Raw genomic sequence first — 21,197 nt, 5'->3', positions numbered from 1 at the left:
CACGGGCGCCCCGTTCCCTGCCCGAGCTGTGGCGCTCGCGCTGTTCGCGCGCGCCCCCGAAGCAGCCACCCGCCCGAGCCCGCACCCGCCTGAGCCCCCGCCCGCCCGCCGGTAGGCTGAACTGCTGAACCGAGGAGCCTCATGACCGACACCACGCCCGCGCCCGAGCCCGCCGAGCCGACCGCCGCGGAGGCGGCAGAGCCCACGGTCGCCGACATCGCCGAGCAGAAGCAGGTGCGGCTCGATAAGCGCGAGCGGATGCTCGCTTTGGGGCTCGACGCCTACCCGGTCGGCCTGCCGATCACCGACACGATCCCGGCCGTGCGCGCCCGGCACACCGACCTCGAGCCGGACACGGCCACGGGTGAGCGCGTCGCCCTCGCTGGCCGCGTCGTGTTCTCGCGCATCACGGGCAAGCTCTGCTTCGCGACGCTCCAGGCCGGCGACGGCAGCCGCCTGCAGGCGATGGTGTCGCTCGCCGAGGTGGGGGAGGATGAGCTCGCCCGCTGGAAGGAGTTCGTCGACCTCGGCGACCACGTCTTCGTCGAGGGCGAGGTCATCACGAGCCGCCGCGGCGAGCTCAGCATCATGGTGAGCAGCTGGGCGATCGCGGCGAAGGCGATCCTGCCGCTGCCGAATCTGCACAACGAGCTCAATGAGGAGACTCGCGTGCGGCAGCGCTACCTCGACCTGATCGTGCGCGAGCAGGCGCGCCAGACGGTCCGCGCCAGGGCGCTCGCCGTCGCCAGCCTGCGCAGCACGTTCGCGAGTCACGGCTACCTCGAGGTCGAGACGCCGATGCTGCAGACGATGCACGGCGGAGCATCCGCCCGCCCCTTCGTCACCCACTCGAACGCCTTCGACACCGAGCTGTTCCTGCGCATCGCGCCCGAGCTGTTCCTGAAGCGCGCGGTCGTCGGCGGCATCGAGCGCGTGTTCGAGATCAACCGCAACTTCCGCAACGAGGGCGCCGACTCGACGCACAGCCCCGAGTTCGCGATGCTCGAGGCGTACCAGGCGTACGGCGACTACCACCAGATGGCTGACCTGACGCAGGAGATGATCCAGAACGCGGCGCTCGCCGTCGCCGGCTCGCACGTCGTGACGTGGGCCGACGGCACCGAGTACGACCTCGGCGGCGACTGGGATCGCCTCAGCATGTACGACTCGCTGAGCGCCGCCGCGGGCGTCGAGATCACGCCCGAGACGCCGATGGCCGAGCTCAAGCGCCTCGCCGACAGCGTCGACATCGAGATCGACCACCCGCTGCCCGGCAAGTACGTCGAAGAGCTGTGGGAGCACTTCGTCAAGGGCGGCCTCGAGCGCCCCACCTTCGTCATGGACTTTCCCGTCGACACGAGCCCGCTCGTGCGCGAGCACCGCAGCCTGCCCGGCCGCGTCGAGAAGTGGGACCTCTACGTGCGCGGCTTCGAGCTCGCGACGGCGTACTCCGAGCTCGTCGACCCGGTCATCCAGCGCGAGCGCTTCGTGGCGCAGGCGCGACTGGCGGCGGGCGGCGACCCCGAGGCGATGCGGCTCGACGAGGCCTTCCTCACCGCCCTCGAGCACGGGATGCCCCCCAGCGGCGGCATGGGCATGGGCATCGATCGCCTGCTCATGGCGCTGACCGGGCTCGGCATCCGCGAGACGATCCTTTTCCCGCTGGTCAAGTAGCCGGAGGCACCCATGGCCGACAAGAACGAGCTCCCCCTGCCCGGCGACGCCGAGAAGAAGAAGCGCGAGATCACGCTCACGCGCCTGGCCCTGTGGCTCATCATCGGCGGGTTCGGCGCGTACCTGCTGATCTCGGGGCTCGTCGGCATCGTCGGCAAGGGCTGACCGGCGCGCCTCGCCGACGCCACCCGTCACGCGAGTCACACTGATCACACGAGTCACACCTGCCCCGCGAGGTGCAGACACTCACTCCTGCCACTCTGGCCACAACATGTAGTGGTGGCAGTGACGAAATGCCCCCCTATCTGGGGAAGGCGACGAGTCTGTCTGTCCTCCTACGCTGAACCTGCACGACGAGCAGCGGCCGGCTACCCACCGGACACCCCCGCCGCCCGCCGAGCGCCCACCCGATACGACGCCGGCAGCCCGCCCCACGAGCCGCCGACCTCGCCACACCCGAAGGCGAACCCCCCATGCTGCGCACCCACGCACTCACGCTCACGCTGGCGACAGCGGCCCTCTCGACGGGGCTGCTCCTCGTCACCTCCTCGCCCGGCCTCGCGGCCGACGCGCTCCGCATCACGACGCCGCTGGCCGGCTCGGTCGTCTCCGGCGAGCTCTACGTCGCCGGCACGATCGCCGGTGACGGCGACCACGAGCTCACGCTGCAGCTCTCGCCGCAGAAGCTCGGCGAGTGCGGCGCCCCCGTCGCGGAGACGACGACGACCGTGAGCGCCGAGGCCGGCTTCACCGCGCTGGTCGACACCATGGCCGTCGCCGACGGAACCTACTGCCTCGTCGCGGTCGCCGACCGCGGTCGCATGTCGGATGTCCAGGGCGACATCACGATCGACAACGCGATCCTGCGCGGCTTCATCGACCTCCCGACCCTGGCCGAGCCCGCTCCGACCGACGGGGCCTCCGCGATCGAGGCCGCGGTGCCCACCCAGTCCGGCCCGGCGATCGCGACCGTCGCGTTCGCGGCGGCCGGCGTCATCGCCGTCGGCGTCGCCGTCTTCGGCATCGTCTCGAGCCGCAAGCTCATGGCCACCTAGACCTCTCCACCCGGAGCAGCCCGCCGACCCCCCCGAGGGCGGGATGCTCCACAGGCCGGGCCCCACCTCCGAACCCCCCAAGCGGAGCGAGGGCCCGGCCTTCATCATCTGCGCCCCAGCCGACCGGCGTATCCTTGCCCCCGTGGACGACTTCTGGACGAACGCGGTGTTCTCCGTGACGCCGACGATCGTCGTCGGCCTCATCTTCTGGTTCGCGATGCGCGCGATCATCCGCGCCGACCGCGCCGAGCGCGAGGCCTACAGCGACATCGAGGCCCAGGAGCGCGCTCGCTTCGAGAAGCTCACCGCCGACCCGCACGAGTAGCGTCGGCGCAGCATCCGCCGCCTTGTCGGTGCCCCGCTACGAGCGAGGCTTGAGGCGGATGCCCGGCAGCACCGGTGCCGGAAGCGCCGAGCCCGGCCACCCCTCGACCCGGCCGAAGGTCGCGGCCGGCGCCGTGCCCTCGATCACCTCGGCCTGCCACGCGGAGCGGAAGCCGACGATCTCGTCGTGGTCGCGGCCGATGAAGTTCCACCACATGACGATCGACTCGCCGAACGGCTCGCCGCCGATGAGGAGCGCGCGCAGCGGAGCATCCCCCGCCGTGACCCGCAGCGTGGCGCGGCCCGTGGGCGTGTAGGCGAGGTGCGCGGGCGCGATCGCGACGTCGTCGATCGTCGCGATGCCGGCATCCACCAGCAGGCCGTGCTCGAAGCGCGGGTCGACGGGCAGCTCGACGCTCGCGCCGGCCGGCAGGTCGAGCTGGGCGCCGACGAGGGGGCTGAAGACGCGAGCATCCGCCGCGCCGACGCCCGGCAGCGCGCCGATGAAGACCCGCACGGTCGCCTCGCCGACGGTGACCGGGGTCGGCTCGGTGTGCTCGAAGAACGGGGCGACGCGGCGGTCGGCGTCGGGCAGCGCGAGCCACAGCTGGGCGCCGTGCAGGCGCGTGGTCGTGGGCGTCGACACCTCGCTGTGCTGGATGCCCGTGCCCGCCGTCATGAGGTTGAGCTCGCCGGGGCGCACGAGCTGGTGGGCTCCCGTCGAGTCGCGGTGCTCGACCTCGCCCTCGAACAGCCACGTCACCGTCTGCAGCCCCGTGTGCGGATGCGGCGGCACCGTCATGCCGCCCGTCTCAGCCACGTCGTCGGGGCCGTAGTGGTCGACGAAGCACCAGGCTCCGATGAGGCTGCGCTCGCGCTGCGGCAGCGTGCGGCGCACCGTCATCGCGCGGGGCCCGCCGAGCGGCACCTCGCGCGGTTCGAGCACCTGGATGCTCGCCGCCGGCCGCTCGTCGCACACGAGTTCGGCGGGCTCGGCCTCGAGGTTGCTCATGCCGCCACCCTACGTCGCGGGCGGGGTGCGATCAGCGCTCGACGACGAGCAGCTCGCCGACCTCGCACTCGAGCGCCTCGCAGATCGCCCGCAGCGTCGAGAACCTGATCGCCCGAGCGCGGTCGTTCTTCAGCACCGACAGGTTGACGAGGCTCACGCCGACGAGCTCGCTCAGCCGGGTGAGCGTCATGCCGCGTTCGTCGAGCAGCTCGTCGAGCCGGCAGTGGATGCCCGTCTCATCGTCGTCGGAGATCGCGGGTGCTGGCGCCATCACACCAGCCCCGCGGTGTCGCGCTGCAGCCGCTCCGCGGTCCGCAGCAGCCCGGCCAGGACGATGAGCGCGAAGCCGACTCCGATGGGCCAGAACTCGATCTCGAAGGCGAAGGCCGGCGTCGGCTGACCGGTGCCCTGCAGCCCCGTGCCCTCGTAGCGCATGCTGACGTCGGCCGTGCTCGCCCACGAGGTGGCGGCGAACACCTGGGTCGACGCGAGCGATCCGGCGACGCCGTACGCCGCCTGCCAGATGAACGACCCGATGGCGAGGGCCGCGCCGCCGAGCGCCAACCGCCCGCCAAGCGGCTGCACGAAGGGCTCGGTGCGCAGGGCGCGGCGCGCGAGCCCGGCCACGAGCAGCAGCAGCACGACGATCACGGCGCCATTGACGGCGTGGCCGAGCGCGAGCCACGCGCGGGTCCAGCCGTCGAGGCCGGCGACGGTGAGCGCGGCCTCGGTGAAGCCGGGGCTCGACGGCAGCGCATCCGCCGTCGGCCCCACGACATCGAAGACCTCCGCGTCGACGGGGGGCAGGAATCCCTGCACCGGCACCGTCACGGCGACCTCTTCGGCGAGCGCGGTCTGCAGCACCGAGACGATCGCGCCGATCGCGCTGAGGGCCGCTCCGATGACGGCGAGCCCGAGCACGAGCCTCGCGGGCAGGGTGCCCTCCGCGGCTTCCCCTGGGCGCCCCGGGCGCCGCATCGCCCAGACGAGCACGCCCACGACGAGGGCGGCCAGGCCCACGACGATGATCGACCACCACACGAGTCCCATGAGCGCGCTCCTTATCGACAATCATGAATAACGAATATCGATAAGATAGCGCTCGCCCCCGACCCGAGCAAGCATCGATTTCGCCGGAGCGAACGCTCGCCCCCGAATCCCGCACGCCTAGGGCGAACAGGGGCAGTTTCGACCGCATCCCCTGGTTACCCTCGATACCAACCGGGGCCGCCTGCGCTCCCGGCGCCTGAGGAGGTATCCGATGTTCGAACGCTTCACCGACCGTGCCCGTCGGGTGGTCGTCCTGGCCCAGGAAGAGGCCAAGATGCTCAACCACAACTACATCGGCACCGAGCACATCCTCCTCGGCCTCATCCACGAGGGCGAGGGCGTCGCCGCGAAGGCGCTCGAGTCGCTCAGCATCTCGCTCGACGCCGTGCGCGAGCAGGTGCAAGACATCATCGGCCAGGGCCAGCAGCAGCCGACCGGGCACATCCCGTTCACGCCGCGCGCGAAGAAAGTGCTCGAGCTCAGCCTGCGCGAGGCGCTGCAGCTCGGTCACAACTACATCGGCACCGAGCACATCCTCCTCGGCCTCATCCGCGAGGGCGAGGGCGTCGCCGCCCAGGTGCTCGTGAAGCTCGGCGCCGACCTCAATCGCGTGCGCCAGCAGGTCATCCAGTTGCTCTCGGGCTACCAGGGCAAGGAGGCCGTCGCCGTCGGCGGCGACACCCCCAGCGCCGACAAGGGCTCGCAGGTGCTCGACCAGTTCGGCCGCAATCTCACGCAGGCCGCGCGCGACGGCAAGCTCGACCCCGTCATCGGCCGCGAGAAGGAGGCCGAGCGGGTCATGCAGATCCTTTCGCGCCGCTCCAAGAACAACCCCGTGCTGATCGGTGAGCCCGGCGTCGGCAAGACCGCCGTCGTCGAGGGCCTCGCGCAGGCGATCGTCAAGGGCGAGGTGCCCGAGACGCTGAAGGACAAGCAGCTCTACTCGCTCGACCTCGGCTCGCTCATCGCCGGCAGCCGCTACCGCGGTGACTTCGAGGAGCGCCTGAAGAAGGTCACGAAGGAAATCCGCACGCGCGGCGACATCATCGTCTTCATCGACGAGATCCACACCCTCGTGGGCGCGGGTGCCGCCGAGGGCGCGATCGATGCGGCGAGCATCCTCAAGCCGCTGCTGGCCCGCGGCGAGCTGCAGACGATCGGTGCGACCACCCTCGACGAGTACCGCAAGCACTTCGAGAAGGATGCTGCGCTCGAGCGCCGCTTCCAGCCGGTGCAGGTGCAGGAGCCGTCGCTGCCGCACGCCATCAACATCCTCAAGGGGCTTCGCGACAAGTACGAGGCGTTCCACAAGGTCTCGATCACCGATGGTGCGATCGTCTCGGCCGTGAACCTCGCCGACCGCTACGTGCAGGATCGCTTCCTGCCCGACAAGGCCATCGACCTGATCGACGAGGCCGGCGCTCGCCTGCGCCTGTCGATCCTGTCGGCGCCGCCGGAGCTGCGCGAGTTCGACGAGAAGATCGCCGGCGTCCGCGCGCAGAAGGAGGCCGCGATCGAGGATCAGGACTTCGAGAAGGCCGCGAGCCTGCGCGATGAAGAGAAGAAGCTGCTCGGCGAGCGGCTGCGCCTCGAGAAGCAGTGGCGCTCGGGCGAGGCCGGCGTCGGCGGCACCGTCGACGAGGGCGTCATCGCCGAGGTGCTGGCCCAGGCCACGGGCATCCCCGTGTTCAAGCTCACGGAGGAGGAGTCGAGCCGCCTCATCTTCATGGAGAAGGCCCTGCACGAGCGGGTCATCGGCCAGGAGGAGGCGATCTCGGTGCTCGCCAAGACGATCCGCCGCACGCGTGCCGGCCTCAAGGACCCGAAGCGCCCGTCGGGCTCGTTCATCTTCGCCGGCCCCACGGGTGTCGGAAAGACCGAGCTGGCGAAGGCGCTCGCCGAGTTCCTCTTCGACGACGAGGGCGCGCTCATCGCGCTCGACATGTCGGAGTACGGCGAGAAGCACACCGTCTCGCGACTGTTCGGTGCCCCTCCCGGCTTTGTCGGCTTCGAGGAGGGCGGCCAGCTGACCGAGAAGGTGCGGCGCAAGCCGTTCAGCGTCGTGCTCTTCGACGAGATCGAGAAGGCGCACCCCGACATCTTCAACTCGCTGCTGCAGGTGCTCGAGGAGGGCCGCCTGACCGACGGTCAGGGCCGCGTCGTCGACTTCAAGAACACGGTCATCATCATGACGACCAACCTCGGCACGAAGGACATCACGGGCGGCCCGGTCGGCTTCACGATCGAGGGCAACACCGCGGCGACCTACAGCGCCATGCGCGCGAAGGTCGTGGAGGAGCTCAAGAAGCACTTCAAGCCGGAGTTCTTGAACCGCGTCGACGAGACGATCGTCTTCCCGCAGCTCAGCCAGGACGAGCTGCTGCAGATCGTCGACCTCTTCATCAAGCGGCTGCGTGACCGGATGCTCGACCGCGACCTCACCATCGACGTCAGTGAGGCGGCCAAGGCCCAGCTCATCAAGCTCGGCTGGGATCCCTCGCTCGGCGCTCGACCGCTGCGCCGCGCGGTGCAGCACGAGATCGAAGACCGCCTGTCGGAGGAGATCCTGCACGGTCGCCTCAACGGCGGCGACCACGTCGACGTCGACTTCGTCGACGGCGAGTTCACCTTCACGACCTCGCGCAAGGAGCTCGCGGCCGTCGAGGCCGGCCCCGCCGTCGCCGGCGAGCTGCCCCCGGTCGAGTAGTCGCCCGGGCAGTCACCCGCACGATCGACGCCCCGCCCCGGTTCGCCGGGTGCGGGGCGTCGTCGTGTCTACCGGATCCTCGCGCGCGCGTACCGGCGGAACCCCGCCGCCGGATGCACCCTGCGCCGCGGATCCGCCGCGACCTCGCCGAGTCGCACCTGCAGGCGCGCCGTATGCGAGCCGCGACTCGGCCGCGCGAACCCTGCGACGCCTTGTCTGCCGCGACCGCCCCGCGCGACCCTCGTTCGGGGGCCACGCCATCGTCGGCCGGCGCCCCGCTCCGATCCCCTCGCCGCCCCCGCGGCCCACTCTGGAGGTACCTCAATGAAGAAGCGTCTCGCCCTCGCCTCGCTGGCCTCGATCGCCCTCGCCGCGAGCGTCGCCTCCCCGGCCGTCGCCGACGACCACGCCGGCCCGACCATCACCGACATCGCCGTCAACGTCTCGGGCGGCGTCGGCGCCTACGACACCAACGGCGGCGACTACGACATCCTCGTCGGCGCGCTCGTCGCCACCGGCCTCGCCGCCGCGACGGCCGACCCGAACGCCGACCTCACGGTGTTCGCCCCCAACGACGAGGCCTTCATGCGCCTCGTGACCGACCTCACGGGCTCGCGCCCCGCGACCGAGCAGGATGCGCTGGCGGCCGCTGCCGGCCTGCCCAACGTCGTCGACGTGCTGCTCTACCACGTGTCGGCGGGCGAGCAGTCGCGCCAGCAGCTCGCGAAGGCGGGCAGCGTCGCCACGCTGCAGGGCTCGAGCTTCGGCGTGCAGGGCATCAACCTGCGCGACGGCGCCCCCCTCGCCGACCCGAAGATCGTGCCGCAGGCTTCGAACATCAAGGCCTCGAACGGCGTGATCCACACGATCGACCGCGTGCTCGTCCCCGGTTCCTGATCGTCGCCACCGGCGCGGCACACGGACCGCGCCGCAGCGGAGCCCCGGCCCTTCGGGTGGCCGGGGCTCCGTGCCGTGCGGTCGACGCACGGCGCGGTCGCGTGCCCGCCGGGTCGCGTCATCGGGCGCGGATGCCCGGCTCTAGGCTGATCGCGTGACCACCCCCGGCTTCCGCGTGCGGCCCGCCCGCACCTCCGACGTGCGCGCGATCAAGCAGCTCGTCGAGCCGCTCGTGCACCGGCGCATCCTGCTCGGCAAAGAGCTCGTGGTGCTCTTCGAGTCGGTGCAGGAGTTCGTCGTCGCCGTCGACGACGACGACCGCGTCGTCGGCTGCGGCGCCCTGCACGTGCTGTGGGAGGACCTCGGCGAGGTGCGCACGCTCGCCGTCGCCGACGCGTGGCTGGGCAGGGGGGTCGGCCGCAGCATCCTGGCGACCCTCGAGGATGCTGCGCGCGCGCTCGGCCTGCGTCGGCTGTTCTGCCTCACCTTCGAGGTCGACTTCTTCACCGCGGCGGGCTTCGAGCCCATCGGCGAGCAGCTGCTCGTCGACCCGGAGGTCTACAGCGAGCTGCTGCGCTCGCCCGACGAGGGCATCGCCGAGTTCCTCGACCTGTCGCGCGTGAAGCCGAACACTCTCGGCAACACCCGCATGCTCAAGCAGCTCGCCTAGCGCGGTCGTGCCGTCGGGGCGGCGATCCGCCCACACGCCGCACCCGCGCCCCGGATTCGCCCCCGCCCCGCCGTACCCTGGCCCCATGTCGAGCCTGCGCGAGCCGCGGGGGCCTCTGCCGCCCCAGGTCTACTGGCGCCGCCGCGCCGTCGTCGGCCTCGGCCTGCTGGCGATCATCGTCATCGTCGTGCTCATCATCGTGCGCCCCGGCGGGGGCGAGCCGACCAGCTCGACGAACCCGGACCCCTCGCCGTCGGCGACCGCCGAGAGCGACGCCGCCGACGAGCCCGCCGCGCCGACCGACCCGACCGCGTGCACGCCCGAGCAGGTGCAGGTCGCGGCCGTCACCGACGCCGACTCGTACCCGCCCGAGCAGCAGCCGCTGCTGTCGCTGACGCTCACCAACACGGGCTCGACGCCGTGCATCGCGACGGTCGGCACCGACGTACAGGAGTACGTCATTACCTCCGGCAGCGACCGCATCTGGTCGTCGAAGGACTGCCAGACGAACCCCGCCCCCGCCGAGGTCACGCTTGAGCCCGGCACGCCGCTGTCGACGACGCCGTTCGCCTGGCAGCGCGTGCGCTCCGAGCCGGGCGGGGCCTGCGAGGGCGAGCGCACGGCCGCGATCGGCGGCGGCGCGACCTACCGGCTGACGGTCACGATCGGCGGGTTCACCTCGGAGGCGAAGCCCTTCATCCTCGAGTGAGCCCGGCGGCGGATGCTGCGCTCGCGCCGCCCGCCCTCGAGCCCGTCCGGTCGGCCCGCGCCGGGCATCCGCCCCCCGCCGCGCGTAGGCTGGAGGGCGATGCCGAAGAAGAAGCGCCCCAGCCGCCCGGGCGGGGCCGCGCGCCGCGCCGCGGCCGCGAGCCCGCTGCCGCAGTCGACCCTCCCCGTGGAGCAGCGTCTCGCCGCGGCCCTCGAACGGCAGGACGCCGCGGCCGTCGCCTTCGCGCTGCGCAACGATCACGTGATCGTGCCGCTGCTGCCGGTGGAGGGGCCGCCGCAGGTGAGGGTGTTCCGCCGCGGCGAGTCGGAGAAGTACATGCTGCTGCTGTTCTCGAGCCCCGAGACGTACGTGGCGATGTTGCCGAACGAGACCGACCACCGCGTGCTCGCGTACGACGGGGCGACGCTCGTCGACTTCCTGCGGCAGAACATCGGCGTGCTTGAGGCGGTGTGGTTCGACGTCGCCGGGCCGCACGCGATGCAGGCCGAGCCGCAGACGGTGCTCGACGCGCTCGAGCTCGAGGCGCCCGCCGAGTAGCCCGCGGGCGGCCACCGCGGCCGCGCGGCCCTAGAACTCGGGGACGTCGACCTTCTCGTCGCTCGCGCTCCCGAACGCGAGCCGCACGGCTTCGCGCACGTGCAGCGCCGAAGCGTCGACGAGCGTGCGGTACCCGAGCCGCTGCGCTTCGGCCGAGCGCTGCTTCGCGGAGGCGACGGCGCGGATCTCGCCGGCGAGGCTGATCTCGCCGATCGCCGCGAGGTGCCCGTCGAGGGCCTTCTCGCGGCGGGCGCTCGCGATGGCGAGCGCGATCGCGAGGTCGGCGCCCGGCTCGGTAAGCCTGATGCCGCCGACGGTGGAGACGTAGACGTCGAAGCTCGACAGCGGCAGCCCGCAGCGCCGCTCGAGCACCGCGAGCAGCATGGCGACGCGCGAGGCGTCGACGCCGTTGACGACGCGACGCGGCTGCGGGGCGCTCGACGCGACGACGAGCGCCTGCACCTCGACGGGGATCGCGCGGCGACCCTCCATGGCGATCGCGACGCACGTGCCGCTCACCGGCACGGGTGCGTGCGACCGGAACAGCGCGCTCGGGTCGGCGACCTCGGCGATGCCGTCGCCGGTCATTTCGAAGCACCCCACCTCGTCGGTCGGCCCGAAGCGGTTCTTGTGGGCTCGCACGAAGCGCAGCGCGGTCTGGCGGTCGCCCTCGAACTGGCACACGACATCCACCAGGTGCTCCAGCAGGCGGGGGCCGGCGATCGTGCCGTCTTTCGTGACGTGGCCGACGATGAGCACGGGCAGGTCGCGCTCTTTCGCGACGCGGATGAGCGTGGCCGCCACCTCGCGCACCTGCGAGACGCCGCCGGCGAGGCCGTCGATGAGGGGGGATGCCACGGTCTGCACCGAGTCGACGATGACGAGTTCGGGCCGCACCTCGTCGATCTGGCCGAGGATCACCGAGAGGTCGGTCTCGGAGGCCAGGTAGAGCTCGTCGACGAGCGCGCCCGTGCGGCCGGCGCGCAGCCGCACCTGGGCCGTCGACTCCTCGGCGGAGACGTAGAGCACCCGCTGCCCGCGGCGGGCCGCGCGCGCGGCGACCTCGAGCAGCAGCGTCGACTTGCCGACGCCGGGCTCGCCGGAGAGCAGGATCGCGGCGCCCTGCACGATTCCACCGCCGAGCACGCGGTCGAACTCGGCGATGCCGGTCGGTCGGTGCGTCTCGCCGCGCGCGATGATCTCGGTGATGGGCCGCGCGACGCGCGACCCGGCGACGCGGCTCGACGTCGTGCGCCGCGTCACCGGCTGCGGGCCGGCCTCGACGACCGTGCCCCACTGCTGGCACTCGCCGCAGCGGCCGACCCACTTAGCGGTCTGCCACCCGCACTCGGAGCAGCGGAAGGTTGTGGTCGGGCGGGCCATGCGGCCAGGATAGGCGCCACCACCGTCATCGGTGGCGCAGCTGCTTCGCCCGCCGGTTCACGGCGCCCGCGAACGCCGACTCCCACACGCGGTACCCCAGCGCGGAGGGGTGGAACTGGTCCCACGCGAACTCGGGGAACGAGCCCCACCCCCGCCGCACCTCGGTGACGCGGTGGAGTGGTGCAAAGACGAGGCCGGCCGCCCGCACCCGTGCCTCGATCACGCGCGAGGCGACCACGGCATCCAGCTCGCGGGGCCCGACGTGGAAGCACGGCACGTCGGCGACGATCGCGTGCCGCGGCAGGCCCGCGAGCAGCATGTCGAATGAGGCCGCGAAGGCGTCGGCGTCGAAGCGGCGCATGTCGTTGGCGCCGATCGCGACCGTCAGCATGTCGGGCTCGCGCTCGAGGGCGGCGAGCCGCGGCAGCTGCTCGGCGATCGCGTCGTCGAGCCGGGCGCCGTAGCGCGAGAGGTTCACGGTGCGCACCGAGCGCCCGCTGAGGCGGTCGAGGCGTTCGGCGAGGCGGCTGACGTAGCCGGCGGGCATCCTCGCCCCGATGCCCTGCGCCGCGGAGTCGCCGATCGCGACGTACAGCAGCTCGCCGCCCTCGTCGGCGCGGCGCCGCCAGGCCGCCTGCCGGGCCCGCAGCCACGGGGTGCGCAGGCTCCACGACATGGCCGCATCGTAGCGGTGGCGGATGCCCGACCGACCCTGGCGGATTCGACCAGGCCGCGCCGCTGTACTACAGTCTTCCCCGGTGACGTGTCCGAGCGGCCGAAGGTGCAACTCTCGAAAAGTTGTGTGGGTGTTGAGCCCACCGTGGGTTCAAATCCCACCGTCACCGCCATCGTTCGAAAGCCCCGAGTCTGTGTGACTCGGGGCTTTCCGCGTCTCGAGCGGGACGTAGAGGCCTTGAGCAACCGAGGCGCGAGTCGCGTGTCGGAGGGCTGTGCTTCTGTCACTAAAGTGGAGTAGCGGCCGGGCTGCAGCAAGGACCTCGTCGTGCGCCGGCCCTCATAGGGAGTACTGCGTGACAACGAAGTCAAAAGGCAGCGGGGGCGAGCCTCGAAGACGCCCTCGGGGAGTGTGCGAACCGGTTGCACTCGAGCACGGATGCCGCCCACGACAAGCTGGTCGTCCTCAGGATGATCTTCCTCGATTACGTTTCCGATGTGTTCGAGCAGCAGCGCCTGAAGCTCGACCCGCTGTCCCGCGACACTGCCACCGATCTCTATATTCCCACCGAGGAGGCACGGCAAAGCCGGCGCGGGAACCGCGACGAGTGCTGAAGGCGATCGCCCACGAACTGGTGGAGATTGAGCGGAGGGACGCGAGGACCGACTGGGCGGTCAAGGCGCAGGTGCGCGCGAAGCCTCGGGCGACGATCAAGCGGCTACTTCGCGAGTACGGATACCCGCCGGACCAGGCTGACGGCGCGACTGGGCTGGTGCTGGCCGAGGCTGAGGTGCTTGCAGCCGCATGACCGAATCGATTCACCCGATGGCTATCGAGAGTAAGGACGACAGCTTTGCGGTTTATCGTCGAACACGGCTTGCCAGACCACATGCAGGTGAGGATTTCCGTTCGTCACTTAGATTGAGATATTCCGGCAGTTTGAAGGGCGTTTCGATGGGGTGCGAGATTGAGTGAGGAAAGAGTTCGTTCGGCGATCGGGCAGTGGCGTGACTCTCTCGTCAACCTGAGCAGCCGGAATCGCCTTATCAACTATCGGCCGACCCGCTCGTCCACCATCGAGTTCACGCGCCACGATCCAGAGACCGTCTTCTCCACAATCAACTCACCGGCTCCCACCTTCACCAAGGGAACTCGGCCGCCCGAGAAGACCAAAGTGGTAGGAGACGACGAAGCTGAAGTCGCGCTCGAGAACCTCGAGGAGGCCGTCCTCTCCCAGATCCACGAGTTCGACTTCGATAGTTATCCAGACCACCTGTTCGCGGACAAGACGCAACGGGAGGTGGATAAGTGCCTGCGGAACCTGGCGGGAATAGCCAAGCGAGAGTTCCTGGATAAGGGACTCCGGGTGCTGTACCTCGCGCTGGGGGAACTTCGTTGGCTGGAAGACTCGGGGGACAAGCGGAGGAGCCCCTTGCTGCTCCTGCCGGTTGAGCTAACCGCTCCCGGTCCAAGGGAGCGCATGTACGTGGAGTTCTCTGATGATGACGTGGCGATCAACCCCGCATTGGCGCTGCGGCTCTCGGAAGAGTACGGAATTGACCTGCCTTTATTGGAGGACGTGCTCGCGAAGATCGAGAACGACGGGATCGCGGCTGCACTTGACCTGTTCCGGCAAGTGGAGTACCCCGACGGATGGGAGGTCGCGGAGCTTTCAGCGCTTGGCGCGTTCATGTTCGCCAAGGAAGCGATGTACCGAGACCTCTTGGACAACGAAGCCAGGATCGAAGAATCTGGCCTAATCCAAGCCTTGGCCGGGGGAGGTGACTCGGAGTCGGGCAACTTCCTCTTCGAGCCGTATGGCGAGGACGAAATCGATACGGTCTCCCCGCCCGAGACCGCGCCACTGGTTCTCGATGCTGACGCGAGTCAGCGTGCCGCGATCCAAGCTGCAGTCGAGGGGCGCAGTTTCACCCTCGACGGACCTCCGGGCACCGGAAAGAGCCAGACGATCGCCAACATGATCGCGGCCCTCATCGCGGCCGGTAAATCGGTGCTTTTCGTGTCCGAGAAGGCCGTTGCCCTCGATGTGGTGAGGGATCGACTCTCGGAGCGGGGACTGGAGCCGTTCCTGTTCGAGTTGCATAGCAGCAAGGCGGCACGAAAAGAGGTGGCCTCGAAACTCGGGCAAGCGCTGAGCGCACGCCCGCTCCCGCCCCCGGGAATGTCCGAGATCGCCCTGGGGCAACTCCGAGAAGCGCGGCGGTCGTTGAGTGACTACGCAATGGCTGCAAACGAACTCCGCGAGCCGCTCGGCGCCAGCTTCCATCAGGTGCTCGGTTGGCTAGAGCAAGCCAACTCTGAACATGTAGGTCCCGGTTTCGCCGGTGACGTCGGGCAGCTGTCCGCGGCTGCTTTGGCGGAGGTCGAGACGGTCGCCCCCCGAGTCGAGCGCACTTGGGAGCTCAGTCTCCAGGGGAATGCGGCCACGTGGTTTGGGCTCCGAGAAGGAGGAGCTCTTGCGTTTCCGCTCAATCAACTGCGCGCGCTTCTCGATGAGATGGCGCCGCACCTCATCCAGGCCAAGTCTGTCCGCTCCAGCTTCGATATGAGTCGGATATCTGATTTGCCGGCAGTCGAGGCGCTCCTCGCGCACTGGCACGCGGAGCCCGGCTACCACGACGACTCATGGCTCGACGTTCCCAACTTCGCAGCCTTGCTCGACCGCGTCGGGGTCTATGAGAGCGCAGTAACCCAGCGTGAGGAACGTCGAAGGACGATCGAATCGTTAGGTGGCCCGCAATGGCAGGAGCTGAAGACACTTCCCACCGACCGCATCGCGGCCCTTAGGGAATCCGCCAGTACGTCCTCCTGGCTCAATCTGGATATGACTGAGGCGGACGTGAAAGGCGCTTCGGCGCACGCCGAACGCTCGCTCACGCTTCTCCGTGAGATCACGCGTCTCGCGCAGGCTCTAGCGACATCAGTTGGCGCGAAAGCCCCCTCGAATACCTCCGCTCTAGGCGAGCTGATCACCGCAGTCCGGGAGCTGCTCAACTCGGCCACGGTCATGCGAACCGAGTGGATCTACAACCAGGAGGCACGCAGCCGAGCGGGAGCTCTCGCGACGCAATGCCAAGCGGATGAGAAGTTCCTCGAGTCGGCTGAGACTCGCGCGCGAGTGGTGTTCACCGATGCGACCCTTCTAACGGACATCGACGAGCTGGAACGCCTGGTTGAGCTGACACGAGGTATTGGAAAGCGGTTCAGTGCAGACCATCGCCGCATGCGGGCACTGTTGTCCACAATCTCCCCGGCGAAATGGAAGGTCAGTCGAGATGCCCTTCCGCAGGCGCGGGCATGGGTGGACGCGCACCGGCAACGAGCTGAGTCGGCGGAACAGGCTAAGCCTCACCTCGGCTCCGGTTTCAGTCCCGGCGGAGGTACCGACTGGGACAAACTAGCGATGGCATTGAGAGCAGCAGAGGCCGCCAGTGCCACTGGGTTCTACTTGCCCGACGCGACACAGATTCTCATCGCTAACGAGTCCGCCGTGAACTCCTGTCGCGAGTCATTGGTGGCCTTGCAGAGGGTTTTGGCCGAGTGGCGCGGGCTCGCCGGCGGGGACGCGGAGGGGGACGAGCCCCGCAATGTGGCGTTCGATGCATCAGATCGAGAGCTAATCGACGCGCTTTCGTCTCTCAGCGATGTGCTCGCGTTCGTGTCCGCGCAATCCTTCACAGTTGGTCCAAACGCTTCTCTCAGATCGCACTTGGATGTGGCGGTCGCGCGTGCGCTGTTCGATGAAGCGGACGCTTCCGCTCAAGCCGCTCGTATCGAGCTCGCCGAGGCCGCGAAGAAGACGCCGGATCTCTTCGGCGTTGATCCCTCTCACGCGGAAGCGGTCAGGCACCGCGTTCGCTGGGCCAGTGGTGTCTTCGAGGCAGCGAAGCTCTCGGGATCGGTGAGCCTGACCTCCAACCATCTACAAGCGCTCAGGTCCAGCCAGCCTGCCACCGGCATTGAGGAGGTTGTCCGGCGCTACGCGGACGCGCGACAGGCCTTCCTTCTCGCCTTCGACGATGACAGGGCAGAGGAGTTGCAGGAGGACCTCGACGACTTTGACTCAGCACGGGAACTTGTGGACCTGATGCTCGATCGTCTCGAAGACGTTGACGACTGGTTTGAACTTCAGCGGGCATCTTCGGACTGCGAACGACTGGGTCTCGGCCCCGCTGTGACTCACGCCCGACAGCAACGATTCCCCGCGAGCGACATCCAGCAGTACCTTCGTGCAAGCGTCTACCGCTCATGGCTAGACCACCAATTGCGCAATGACGCTCGACTCGTCGGCGCTGACAGCGCCACCCGGGACGGCCTCGTCGAAAAGTTCCGCCGACTTGACGCTGAACTTGCGCAAGCTGCAGTCGCGCGGGTTATTGCGTCAGGCGTTTCACGCAGGCCCAAGTCGCAGCTGGGTCAGGCAGCCGTGATTCGCCGGGAGGCCGAGAAGAAGCGACGGCACATTGCGGTGCGGGACCTAATCGCACAGTCCCGGGACGTAATCATGGCCTTGCATCCATGCTTCATGATGAGCCCGCTTGCGGTTAGCCAATACCTGCCGCCCGAGCAACTGTTCGACGTCGTGATCTTCGATGAGGCAAGTCAGGTGATGCCAGCCGATTCAATCAACTGCATCTACCGTGCATCGGCCGTGATCACCGCCGGCGATCAGAAGCAGCTTCCGCCAACATCCTTCTTCGAGGCAACTGCTGAGGAGTCGGACGACGAAGATGCAGAGGACTTGGCGCACGACTACGAGTCGATCCTCGATCTCATGAAGTCGTGCGGAGCCTTCACGGCGCAATCGCTTCGCTGGCACTATCGGAGCCGGCACGAACACTTGATCGCTTACTCGAACGCCTCGTTCTATCAGTCGCGGCTCATCACCTTTCCTGGAGCCGTCGACGAAAGCGAGGATGCGGGTGTCCACTTCCTCAAGGTCCCGGGCGTGTACCGACGTTCCGCAGCACGCGACAACCCAATCGAGGCTCGGCACGTGGCGGAGCGCGTCATTCACCATTTCTCTACGCGTCCCGGGAAATCTCTTGGGGTCGTCGCTTTTTCCACTGCGCAGCGAGATGCCATTGACGCCGCCGTCGAACTGGCGCGTGCGGAGCGACCCGACCTCGACGATCACTTCACCGACGAGCGTGGCAGCGGATTCTTCGTCAAGAGTCTGGAATCGGTGCAGGGAGATGAACGCGACGTCATCATCTTCTCTATTGGATACGGTCCCGACGAGAACGGGAAGATCTATCGGACGTTCGGTCCGGTCAGCAGAAGCGGTGGTGAGCGGCGACTCAACGTCGCAGTGACACGGGCGAAGCAACTTGTTGAAGTCGTGTCCTCCATGAGCGCTTCCGATATCGGTGATGTCGGAAGCGAGGGTGGCAGGCACCTGCGCCGGTATCTCGACTTCGCCGAGCGAGGGCCGGCTGCTCTGGCACTAGAGCTCGGACCGGACGGCCTCGACACCGAGTCCCCCTTCGAGGACGCTGTCATGGCATTCATCCGTGGCAAGGGATTTGACGTTCAACCTCAGGTGGGAGTAGCCGGGTACCGCATCGACCTTGGTGTGAGGCATCCGACCCAACCGGGCGCGTTCATGTTGGGTGTCGAGTGCGACGGAGCTGCCTACCACTCGAGTAAGGCTGCTCGCGATCGAGATCGGATTCGTCATCAGATCCTCGAAGGTCTCGGATGGCAGATCCATCACATCTGGGGGACCGCCTGGTACCGGCATCCGGAACGAGAGAAGGCGAGGCTGAGCGAGCTATTGGACCGCTTGGCGACTAGGCCGGTGTCGGGACGCGTCTCCTCTCATACGCGAGCGGCGACTTTCGAGTTCGCAGGTAAGGCCCCGGTGGAATACGAGTTCGAAGAACACCGGCTTGATATTGACCCGGATTGGGTGGTCGACTACAAGACCGCGAGAGTAGAACGGATTCCAAGAGGAAAAGAGCTTGGGGACATACGCAATGCTCGTTGGCTCGGAGCTTTCGTAGAGGCGGTGGCCCGCGTAGAAGCCCCGGTTCATATCGATCTGATCGCGCAGAGGATTCGCGAGAACAGCCAGTATGACCGCATTGGCGCGAGGATCCGCCAAACCCTGCTTCGTGCGGCCGAGCTCGCCGACGTGGACTTCGATGGCGAGTGGGTTAGGAGCAGTCGAGAGCAGCCTGTGCTTGTTCGGCGACCGGTAGAGGGTTGCATTCGCACTGTCGCTCAAGTCCCGGACGAGGAGATGCGACGTGCTGTCGTGTTGTTCGTGGCTGACGCGGTAGGTGTCGGTCGCGCGGAGGTGGTCACCGCAGTGGCGGGCGTGTTCGGGTGGCGTCGGACGGGACCAGATATCCGCGCCCGTTTGGAATCACTGATTGCTGAGATGACCGATGAGGGACTGTTGGTTGAAGGCGGTGGTGGGCTCGTCCTCGGGTCTGGCGCCTGAACGCTGGGAGCCTGACCCGGTTTCCCGGATACCTGAGTTGAGACGATGATCGGCTCGGAAGGAGTCCGTGAGATGCTTGCTGCTCACCCGCCGGAGTTCCGGCGTCGAGCCCTGGATCTGGTCGCGCAGGGAAACCCGGTCCCTCAGACCGCCCGCGATCTCGGGATCAGCGAGTCCTGTCTTCGCAACTGGATGCACCGCGACGCGGTTGACTCCGGCCGCAAACCTGGCGTGAGCTCCCATGAGCATCGGGAGCTGGTCGAGCTGCGGCGCCGGTTGCGGGTGCTGGAGATGGAGAACGAGATCCTCAAGCGCGCGTCGGCCTATCTTGCGCGGGAGAACGTGCTCCCAAAATAGGGTTCCGGCTGGTCCAGGAGCTCAGCCGCGACGGGATCCGCGTCGCGGTGGCCTGCCGGTTCTTGAAGGTCTCAACGTCTGGCTACTACGACTGGGCGAGCCGGCCGCCATCGGCGCGCGCGATCGCGGACGCTGAGCTGACGACCACGATCCGACGGATCCACGCCGACTTGCGAGCAACCTATGGTGCGCCGCGGGTGCTGGCCGAGTTGCGGCTCGGGCTTGGCGTTCACGTTGCCCGCAAACGCGTCGCCAGGCTGATGCGGCAAGACGGGTTGGTCGGCGTCTCCCATCGTCGCAAGCGGCGAGGCTGGAGGCCGGACACGGCCACGCACGAGGACCTCGTGAAGCGGCAGTTCCGCGCTGATGGGCCAAACCGGCTCTGGTTCTGCGACATCACGCAACACCGCGCGAAAGACGGCTGGGTCTATTGCGCTGCCGTCATCGACGCCTACTCACGCCGCATCGTTGGCTGGTCGATCTCCGATCGGATCACCGCGGAGATCGTCGTCGACGCGCTGGAGATGGCCCGGTGGCGACGGCGACCCGAGCCTGGAACAGTCGTTCACGCGGACAGGGGCGCGCAACACACCTCTTGGCTCTTCGGGCACCGGCTGCGACAAGCAGGGCTGCTCGGTTCGATGGGCCGCGTCGCTTCAAGCGTCGACAACGCGCTCATCGAGTCGTTCTGGTCCACGATGCAACGCGAGCTGCTGGACCGCACCAGCTCGGACTCGAGAACACAGCTAGCGTCGGCCATGTTCGAGCGGATCGAAGGGTTCTACAACCCCCGCCGTCGGCACAGCAGCCTCGGAAACCTCAGCCCCGCCGAGTTCGAAGCCCTTCACGCCGCCGCAGAAATCGCGGCATGATCAACACAAGAGAAGTGTCCGGGAAACCGGGGCAGGCTCCAATCATTGGCGCGGCTCCTGGAATTTCGCAAGGAGCCCAGCATCGTGAAGGCCCCGAGTCAGGCGACTCGGGGCCCTTCGCCTTCCCGGGCGGCCTCGCCCGCCGCGAGCCTGGCAGGCTGTGACCATGCCGGCCCGCTCGCCCCTGCGCTACCCGCCCGGGCAGCAGCCGGATCTGTGGCGGCCCGACCCCGAGCATCCTGACCATCGGTTCGTGCTCGGCCGGGTCGGCGGGGGCGTCACCGGTGCGGCCGCCGCGGCGAACCCGCTCGTGACGGTCGCGATGAACCCCTCGTACGCCGGCCGCTCGGAGGCCGACCGCACGGTGCTGCGCCTCGTCGCCGCGAGCGAGGCGCTCGGCCACGACGGCTGGATCCTGCTCAACCTCTACCCCGAGCGCGCGACCTCGCCGCGCGACCTCCGGCCCTTCGACGAGGGGCTGTGGCGGGCGAACCTCGCCGCGATCGACGAGGTGCTGCAGCGCTTCGACGTGCGCGAGGTGCTCGGCGCGTGGGGCAATCCGCCGAACGCGACGATCCGCCGCGCGCGGGCGCTGCTCGTGCCGGCGCTCGCCGAGCGGGGCGTGCGCGTGTTCTGCTTCGGCGAGCTGACCGCGCAGGGCGAGCCGCGGCATCCGATGCAGCGCACGAGCGCGTGGCGGGTCGACGGCGAGCGTCGCTACCTCGCCAGACAGCCGCCAGCAGACATCGACCGCCGCCGACGCTCGACGAGAAGGTGAGCGATC

Annotated in this window: 20 protein-coding genes and 1 tRNA gene; 16 read left to right on the top strand and 5 right to left on the bottom strand. The window is 68.7% G+C overall.

Features of this window, described 5'->3' with window-relative positions; genetic code table 11:
• The first annotated feature begins 141 nt into the window (after positions 1–141).
• The 4 genes from lysS (at position 142) to ID804_RS09505 (ending at position 3,054) form a co-directional block, all read left to right on the top strand.
• Entirely contained in the window at positions 142–1,674 is a 1,533-nt protein-coding gene (gene lysS / locus ID804_RS09520) for a lysine--tRNA ligase (protein WP_169079137.1), read from the top strand.
• Positions 1,675–1,686: 12 nt separating this feature from the next.
• A complete protein-coding gene (locus tag ID804_RS09515; protein ID WP_169079139.1) occupies positions 1,687–1,839 on the top strand; it encodes a hypothetical protein in 153 nt (50 codons plus the stop codon).
• A 308-nt stretch (positions 1,840–2,147) separates the two neighbouring features.
• Positions 2,148–2,729: a hypothetical protein gene (locus ID804_RS09510; protein ID WP_169079141.1), complete on the top strand. Its 582-nt coding sequence runs from the start codon at positions 2,148–2,150 to the stop codon at positions 2,727–2,729.
• A gap of 142 nt (positions 2,730–2,871) precedes the next feature.
• Positions 2,872–3,054, top strand: coding sequence for a hypothetical protein (locus ID804_RS09505; protein ID WP_169079143.1), 183 nt, complete (start codon positions 2,872–2,874; stop codon positions 3,052–3,054).
• A gap of 36 nt (positions 3,055–3,090) precedes the next feature.
• On the opposite strand, the gene ID804_RS09500 is transcribed toward ID804_RS09505, so the two are convergent.
• From ID804_RS09500 to ID804_RS09490, 3 genes are read right to left on the bottom strand one after another with little or no spacing between them, the layout of a single operon-like run.
• Positions 3,091–4,065, bottom strand: coding sequence for a pirin family protein (locus ID804_RS09500; protein ID WP_169079145.1), 975 nt, complete (start codon positions 4,063–4,065; stop codon positions 3,091–3,093).
• A 31-nt stretch (positions 4,066–4,096) separates the two neighbouring features.
• Complete coding sequence (locus tag ID804_RS09495; RefSeq protein WP_169079147.1) at positions 4,097–4,336, bottom strand: helix-turn-helix domain-containing protein; 240 nt, start codon at positions 4,334–4,336, stop codon at positions 4,097–4,099.
• Positions 4,336–5,115 carry a hypothetical protein gene (locus tag ID804_RS09490; protein ID WP_169079149.1) on the bottom strand — a complete coding sequence of 260 codons (780 nt, stop codon included), beginning with the start codon at positions 5,113–5,115 and terminating at the stop codon, positions 4,336–4,338. The genes ID804_RS09495 and ID804_RS09490 overlap by 1 nt, the downstream gene beginning before the upstream one ends.
• A gap of 211 nt (positions 5,116–5,326) precedes the next feature.
• Between ID804_RS09490 and ID804_RS09485 the strand changes: the two genes are divergently transcribed.
• The 5 genes from ID804_RS09485 (at position 5,327) to ID804_RS09465 (ending at position 10,656) form a co-directional block, all read left to right on the top strand.
• Complete coding sequence (locus ID804_RS09485) at positions 5,327–7,822, top strand: ATP-dependent Clp protease ATP-binding subunit (RefSeq protein WP_169079151.1); 2,496 nt, start codon at positions 5,327–5,329, stop codon at positions 7,820–7,822.
• Between the two features lie 324 nt (positions 7,823–8,146).
• On the top strand, positions 8,147–8,719 hold the full coding sequence (locus ID804_RS09480; protein WP_169079153.1) for a fasciclin domain-containing protein: 573 nt from the start codon (positions 8,147–8,149) through the stop codon (positions 8,717–8,719).
• Between the two features lie 154 nt (positions 8,720–8,873).
• Entirely contained in the window at positions 8,874–9,389 is a 516-nt protein-coding gene (locus tag ID804_RS09475) for an amino-acid N-acetyltransferase (protein WP_169079155.1), read from the top strand.
• Between the two features lie 85 nt (positions 9,390–9,474).
• Positions 9,475–10,098: a hypothetical protein gene (locus ID804_RS09470; protein WP_169079157.1), complete on the top strand. Its 624-nt coding sequence runs from the start codon at positions 9,475–9,477 to the stop codon at positions 10,096–10,098.
• Between the two features lie 99 nt (positions 10,099–10,197).
• The gene (locus ID804_RS09465; protein WP_223159071.1) at positions 10,198–10,656 is read left to right on the top strand and encodes an SseB family protein; all 459 of its coding nucleotides are present in this window, start codon (positions 10,198–10,200) and stop codon (positions 10,654–10,656) included.
• A 30-nt stretch (positions 10,657–10,686) separates the two neighbouring features.
• On the opposite strand, the gene radA is transcribed toward ID804_RS09465, so the two are convergent.
• Together radA and ID804_RS09455 are read right to left on the bottom strand one after the other, a co-directional pair.
• Positions 10,687–12,039, bottom strand: a complete 1,353-nt coding sequence (gene radA, locus ID804_RS09460; RefSeq protein ID WP_169079159.1) for a DNA repair protein RadA — start codon at positions 12,037–12,039, stop codon at positions 10,687–10,689.
• A gap of 25 nt (positions 12,040–12,064) precedes the next feature.
• The gene (locus ID804_RS09455) at positions 12,065–12,715 is read right to left on the bottom strand and encodes an SGNH/GDSL hydrolase family protein (RefSeq protein ID WP_169079161.1); all 651 of its coding nucleotides are present in this window, start codon (positions 12,713–12,715) and stop codon (positions 12,065–12,067) included.
• A gap of 81 nt (positions 12,716–12,796) precedes the next feature.
• On the opposite strand from ID804_RS09455, the gene ID804_RS09450 reads away from it, so the two are divergent.
• The 7 genes from ID804_RS09450 to ID804_RS09420 all read left to right on the top strand — a co-directional run bounded on the left by ID804_RS09450 (position 12,797) and on the right by ID804_RS09420 (position 21,191).
• Positions 12,797–12,887, top strand: a tRNA-Ser gene (locus ID804_RS09450).
• 298 nt (positions 12,888–13,185) lie between these two features.
• Entirely contained in the window at positions 13,186–13,329 is a 144-nt protein-coding gene (locus tag ID804_RS09445; RefSeq protein WP_169079163.1) for a hypothetical protein, read from the top strand.
• Positions 13,323–13,523, top strand: coding sequence for a type I restriction enzyme endonuclease domain-containing protein (locus ID804_RS09440; RefSeq protein WP_169079165.1), 201 nt, complete (start codon positions 13,323–13,325; stop codon positions 13,521–13,523). The genes ID804_RS09445 and ID804_RS09440 overlap by 7 nt, the downstream gene beginning before the upstream one ends.
• A 159-nt stretch (positions 13,524–13,682) precedes the next feature.
• On the top strand, positions 13,683–19,184 hold the full coding sequence (locus ID804_RS09435; protein WP_169079167.1) for a DUF3320 domain-containing protein: 5,502 nt from the start codon (positions 13,683–13,685) through the stop codon (positions 19,182–19,184).
• 72 nt (positions 19,185–19,256) lie between these two features.
• The gene (locus tag ID804_RS09430; protein ID WP_169079169.1) at positions 19,257–19,541 is read left to right on the top strand and encodes a helix-turn-helix domain-containing protein; all 285 of its coding nucleotides are present in this window, start codon (positions 19,257–19,259) and stop codon (positions 19,539–19,541) included.
• 47 nt (positions 19,542–19,588) lie between these two features.
• Positions 19,589–20,413, top strand: coding sequence for an IS3 family transposase (locus ID804_RS09425; protein WP_317451250.1), 825 nt, complete (start codon positions 19,589–19,591; stop codon positions 20,411–20,413).
• 166 nt (positions 20,414–20,579) lie between these two features.
• Entirely contained in the window at positions 20,580–21,191 is a 612-nt protein-coding gene (locus ID804_RS09420; protein WP_223159114.1) for a DUF1643 domain-containing protein, read from the top strand.
• The last annotated feature ends 6 nt before the right edge of the window (positions 21,192–21,197 follow it).

Origin of the sequence: Microcella alkalica (assembly GCF_014595885.1) — a bacterium.
GTDB classification, from domain to species: domain Bacteria; phylum Actinomycetota; class Actinomycetes; order Actinomycetales; family Microbacteriaceae; genus Microcella; species Microcella alkaliphila_B.
This window is presented reverse-complemented; position numbering and strand designations above follow the sequence as displayed.

Excerpts from the sequence above, each read along its gene's own strand:
- ID804_RS09430 (WP_169079169.1), top strand. The coding sequence starts at position 19,257 with ATGCTTGCTGCTCACCCGCCGGAGTTCCGGCGTCGAGCCCTGGATCTG.
- ID804_RS09490 (WP_169079149.1), bottom strand. The coding sequence starts at position 5,115 with ATGGGACTCGTGTGGTGGTCGATCATCGTCGTGGGCCTGGCCGCCCTC.
- ID804_RS09510 (WP_169079141.1), top strand. The coding sequence starts at position 2,148 with ATGCTGCGCACCCACGCACTCACGCTCACGCTGGCGACAGCGGCCCTC.
- ID804_RS09445 (WP_169079163.1), top strand. The coding sequence starts at position 13,186 with ATGATCTTCCTCGATTACGTTTCCGATGTGTTCGAGCAGCAGCGCCTG.
- ID804_RS09455 (WP_169079161.1), bottom strand. The coding sequence starts at position 12,715 with ATGTCGTGGAGCCTGCGCACCCCGTGGCTGCGGGCCCGGCAGGCGGCC.
- lysS (WP_169079137.1), top strand. The coding sequence starts at position 142 with ATGACCGACACCACGCCCGCGCCCGAGCCCGCCGAGCCGACCGCCGCG.
- ID804_RS09420 (WP_223159114.1), top strand. The coding sequence starts at position 20,580 with ATGCCGGCCCGCTCGCCCCTGCGCTACCCGCCCGGGCAGCAGCCGGAT.
- radA (WP_169079159.1), bottom strand. The coding sequence starts at position 12,039 with ATGGCCCGCCCGACCACAACCTTCCGCTGCTCCGAGTGCGGGTGGCAG.
- ID804_RS09480 (WP_169079153.1), top strand. The coding sequence starts at position 8,147 with ATGAAGAAGCGTCTCGCCCTCGCCTCGCTGGCCTCGATCGCCCTCGCC.
- ID804_RS09485 (WP_169079151.1), top strand. The coding sequence starts at position 5,327 with ATGTTCGAACGCTTCACCGACCGTGCCCGTCGGGTGGTCGTCCTGGCC.
- ID804_RS09515 (WP_169079139.1), top strand. The coding sequence starts at position 1,687 with ATGGCCGACAAGAACGAGCTCCCCCTGCCCGGCGACGCCGAGAAGAAG.
- ID804_RS09470 (WP_169079157.1), top strand. The coding sequence starts at position 9,475 with ATGTCGAGCCTGCGCGAGCCGCGGGGGCCTCTGCCGCCCCAGGTCTAC.
- ID804_RS09465 (WP_223159071.1), top strand. The coding sequence starts at position 10,198 with ATGCCGAAGAAGAAGCGCCCCAGCCGCCCGGGCGGGGCCGCGCGCCGC.
- ID804_RS09495 (WP_169079147.1), bottom strand. The coding sequence starts at position 4,336 with ATGGCGCCAGCACCCGCGATCTCCGACGACGATGAGACGGGCATCCAC.
- ID804_RS09500 (WP_169079145.1), bottom strand. The coding sequence starts at position 4,065 with ATGAGCAACCTCGAGGCCGAGCCCGCCGAACTCGTGTGCGACGAGCGG.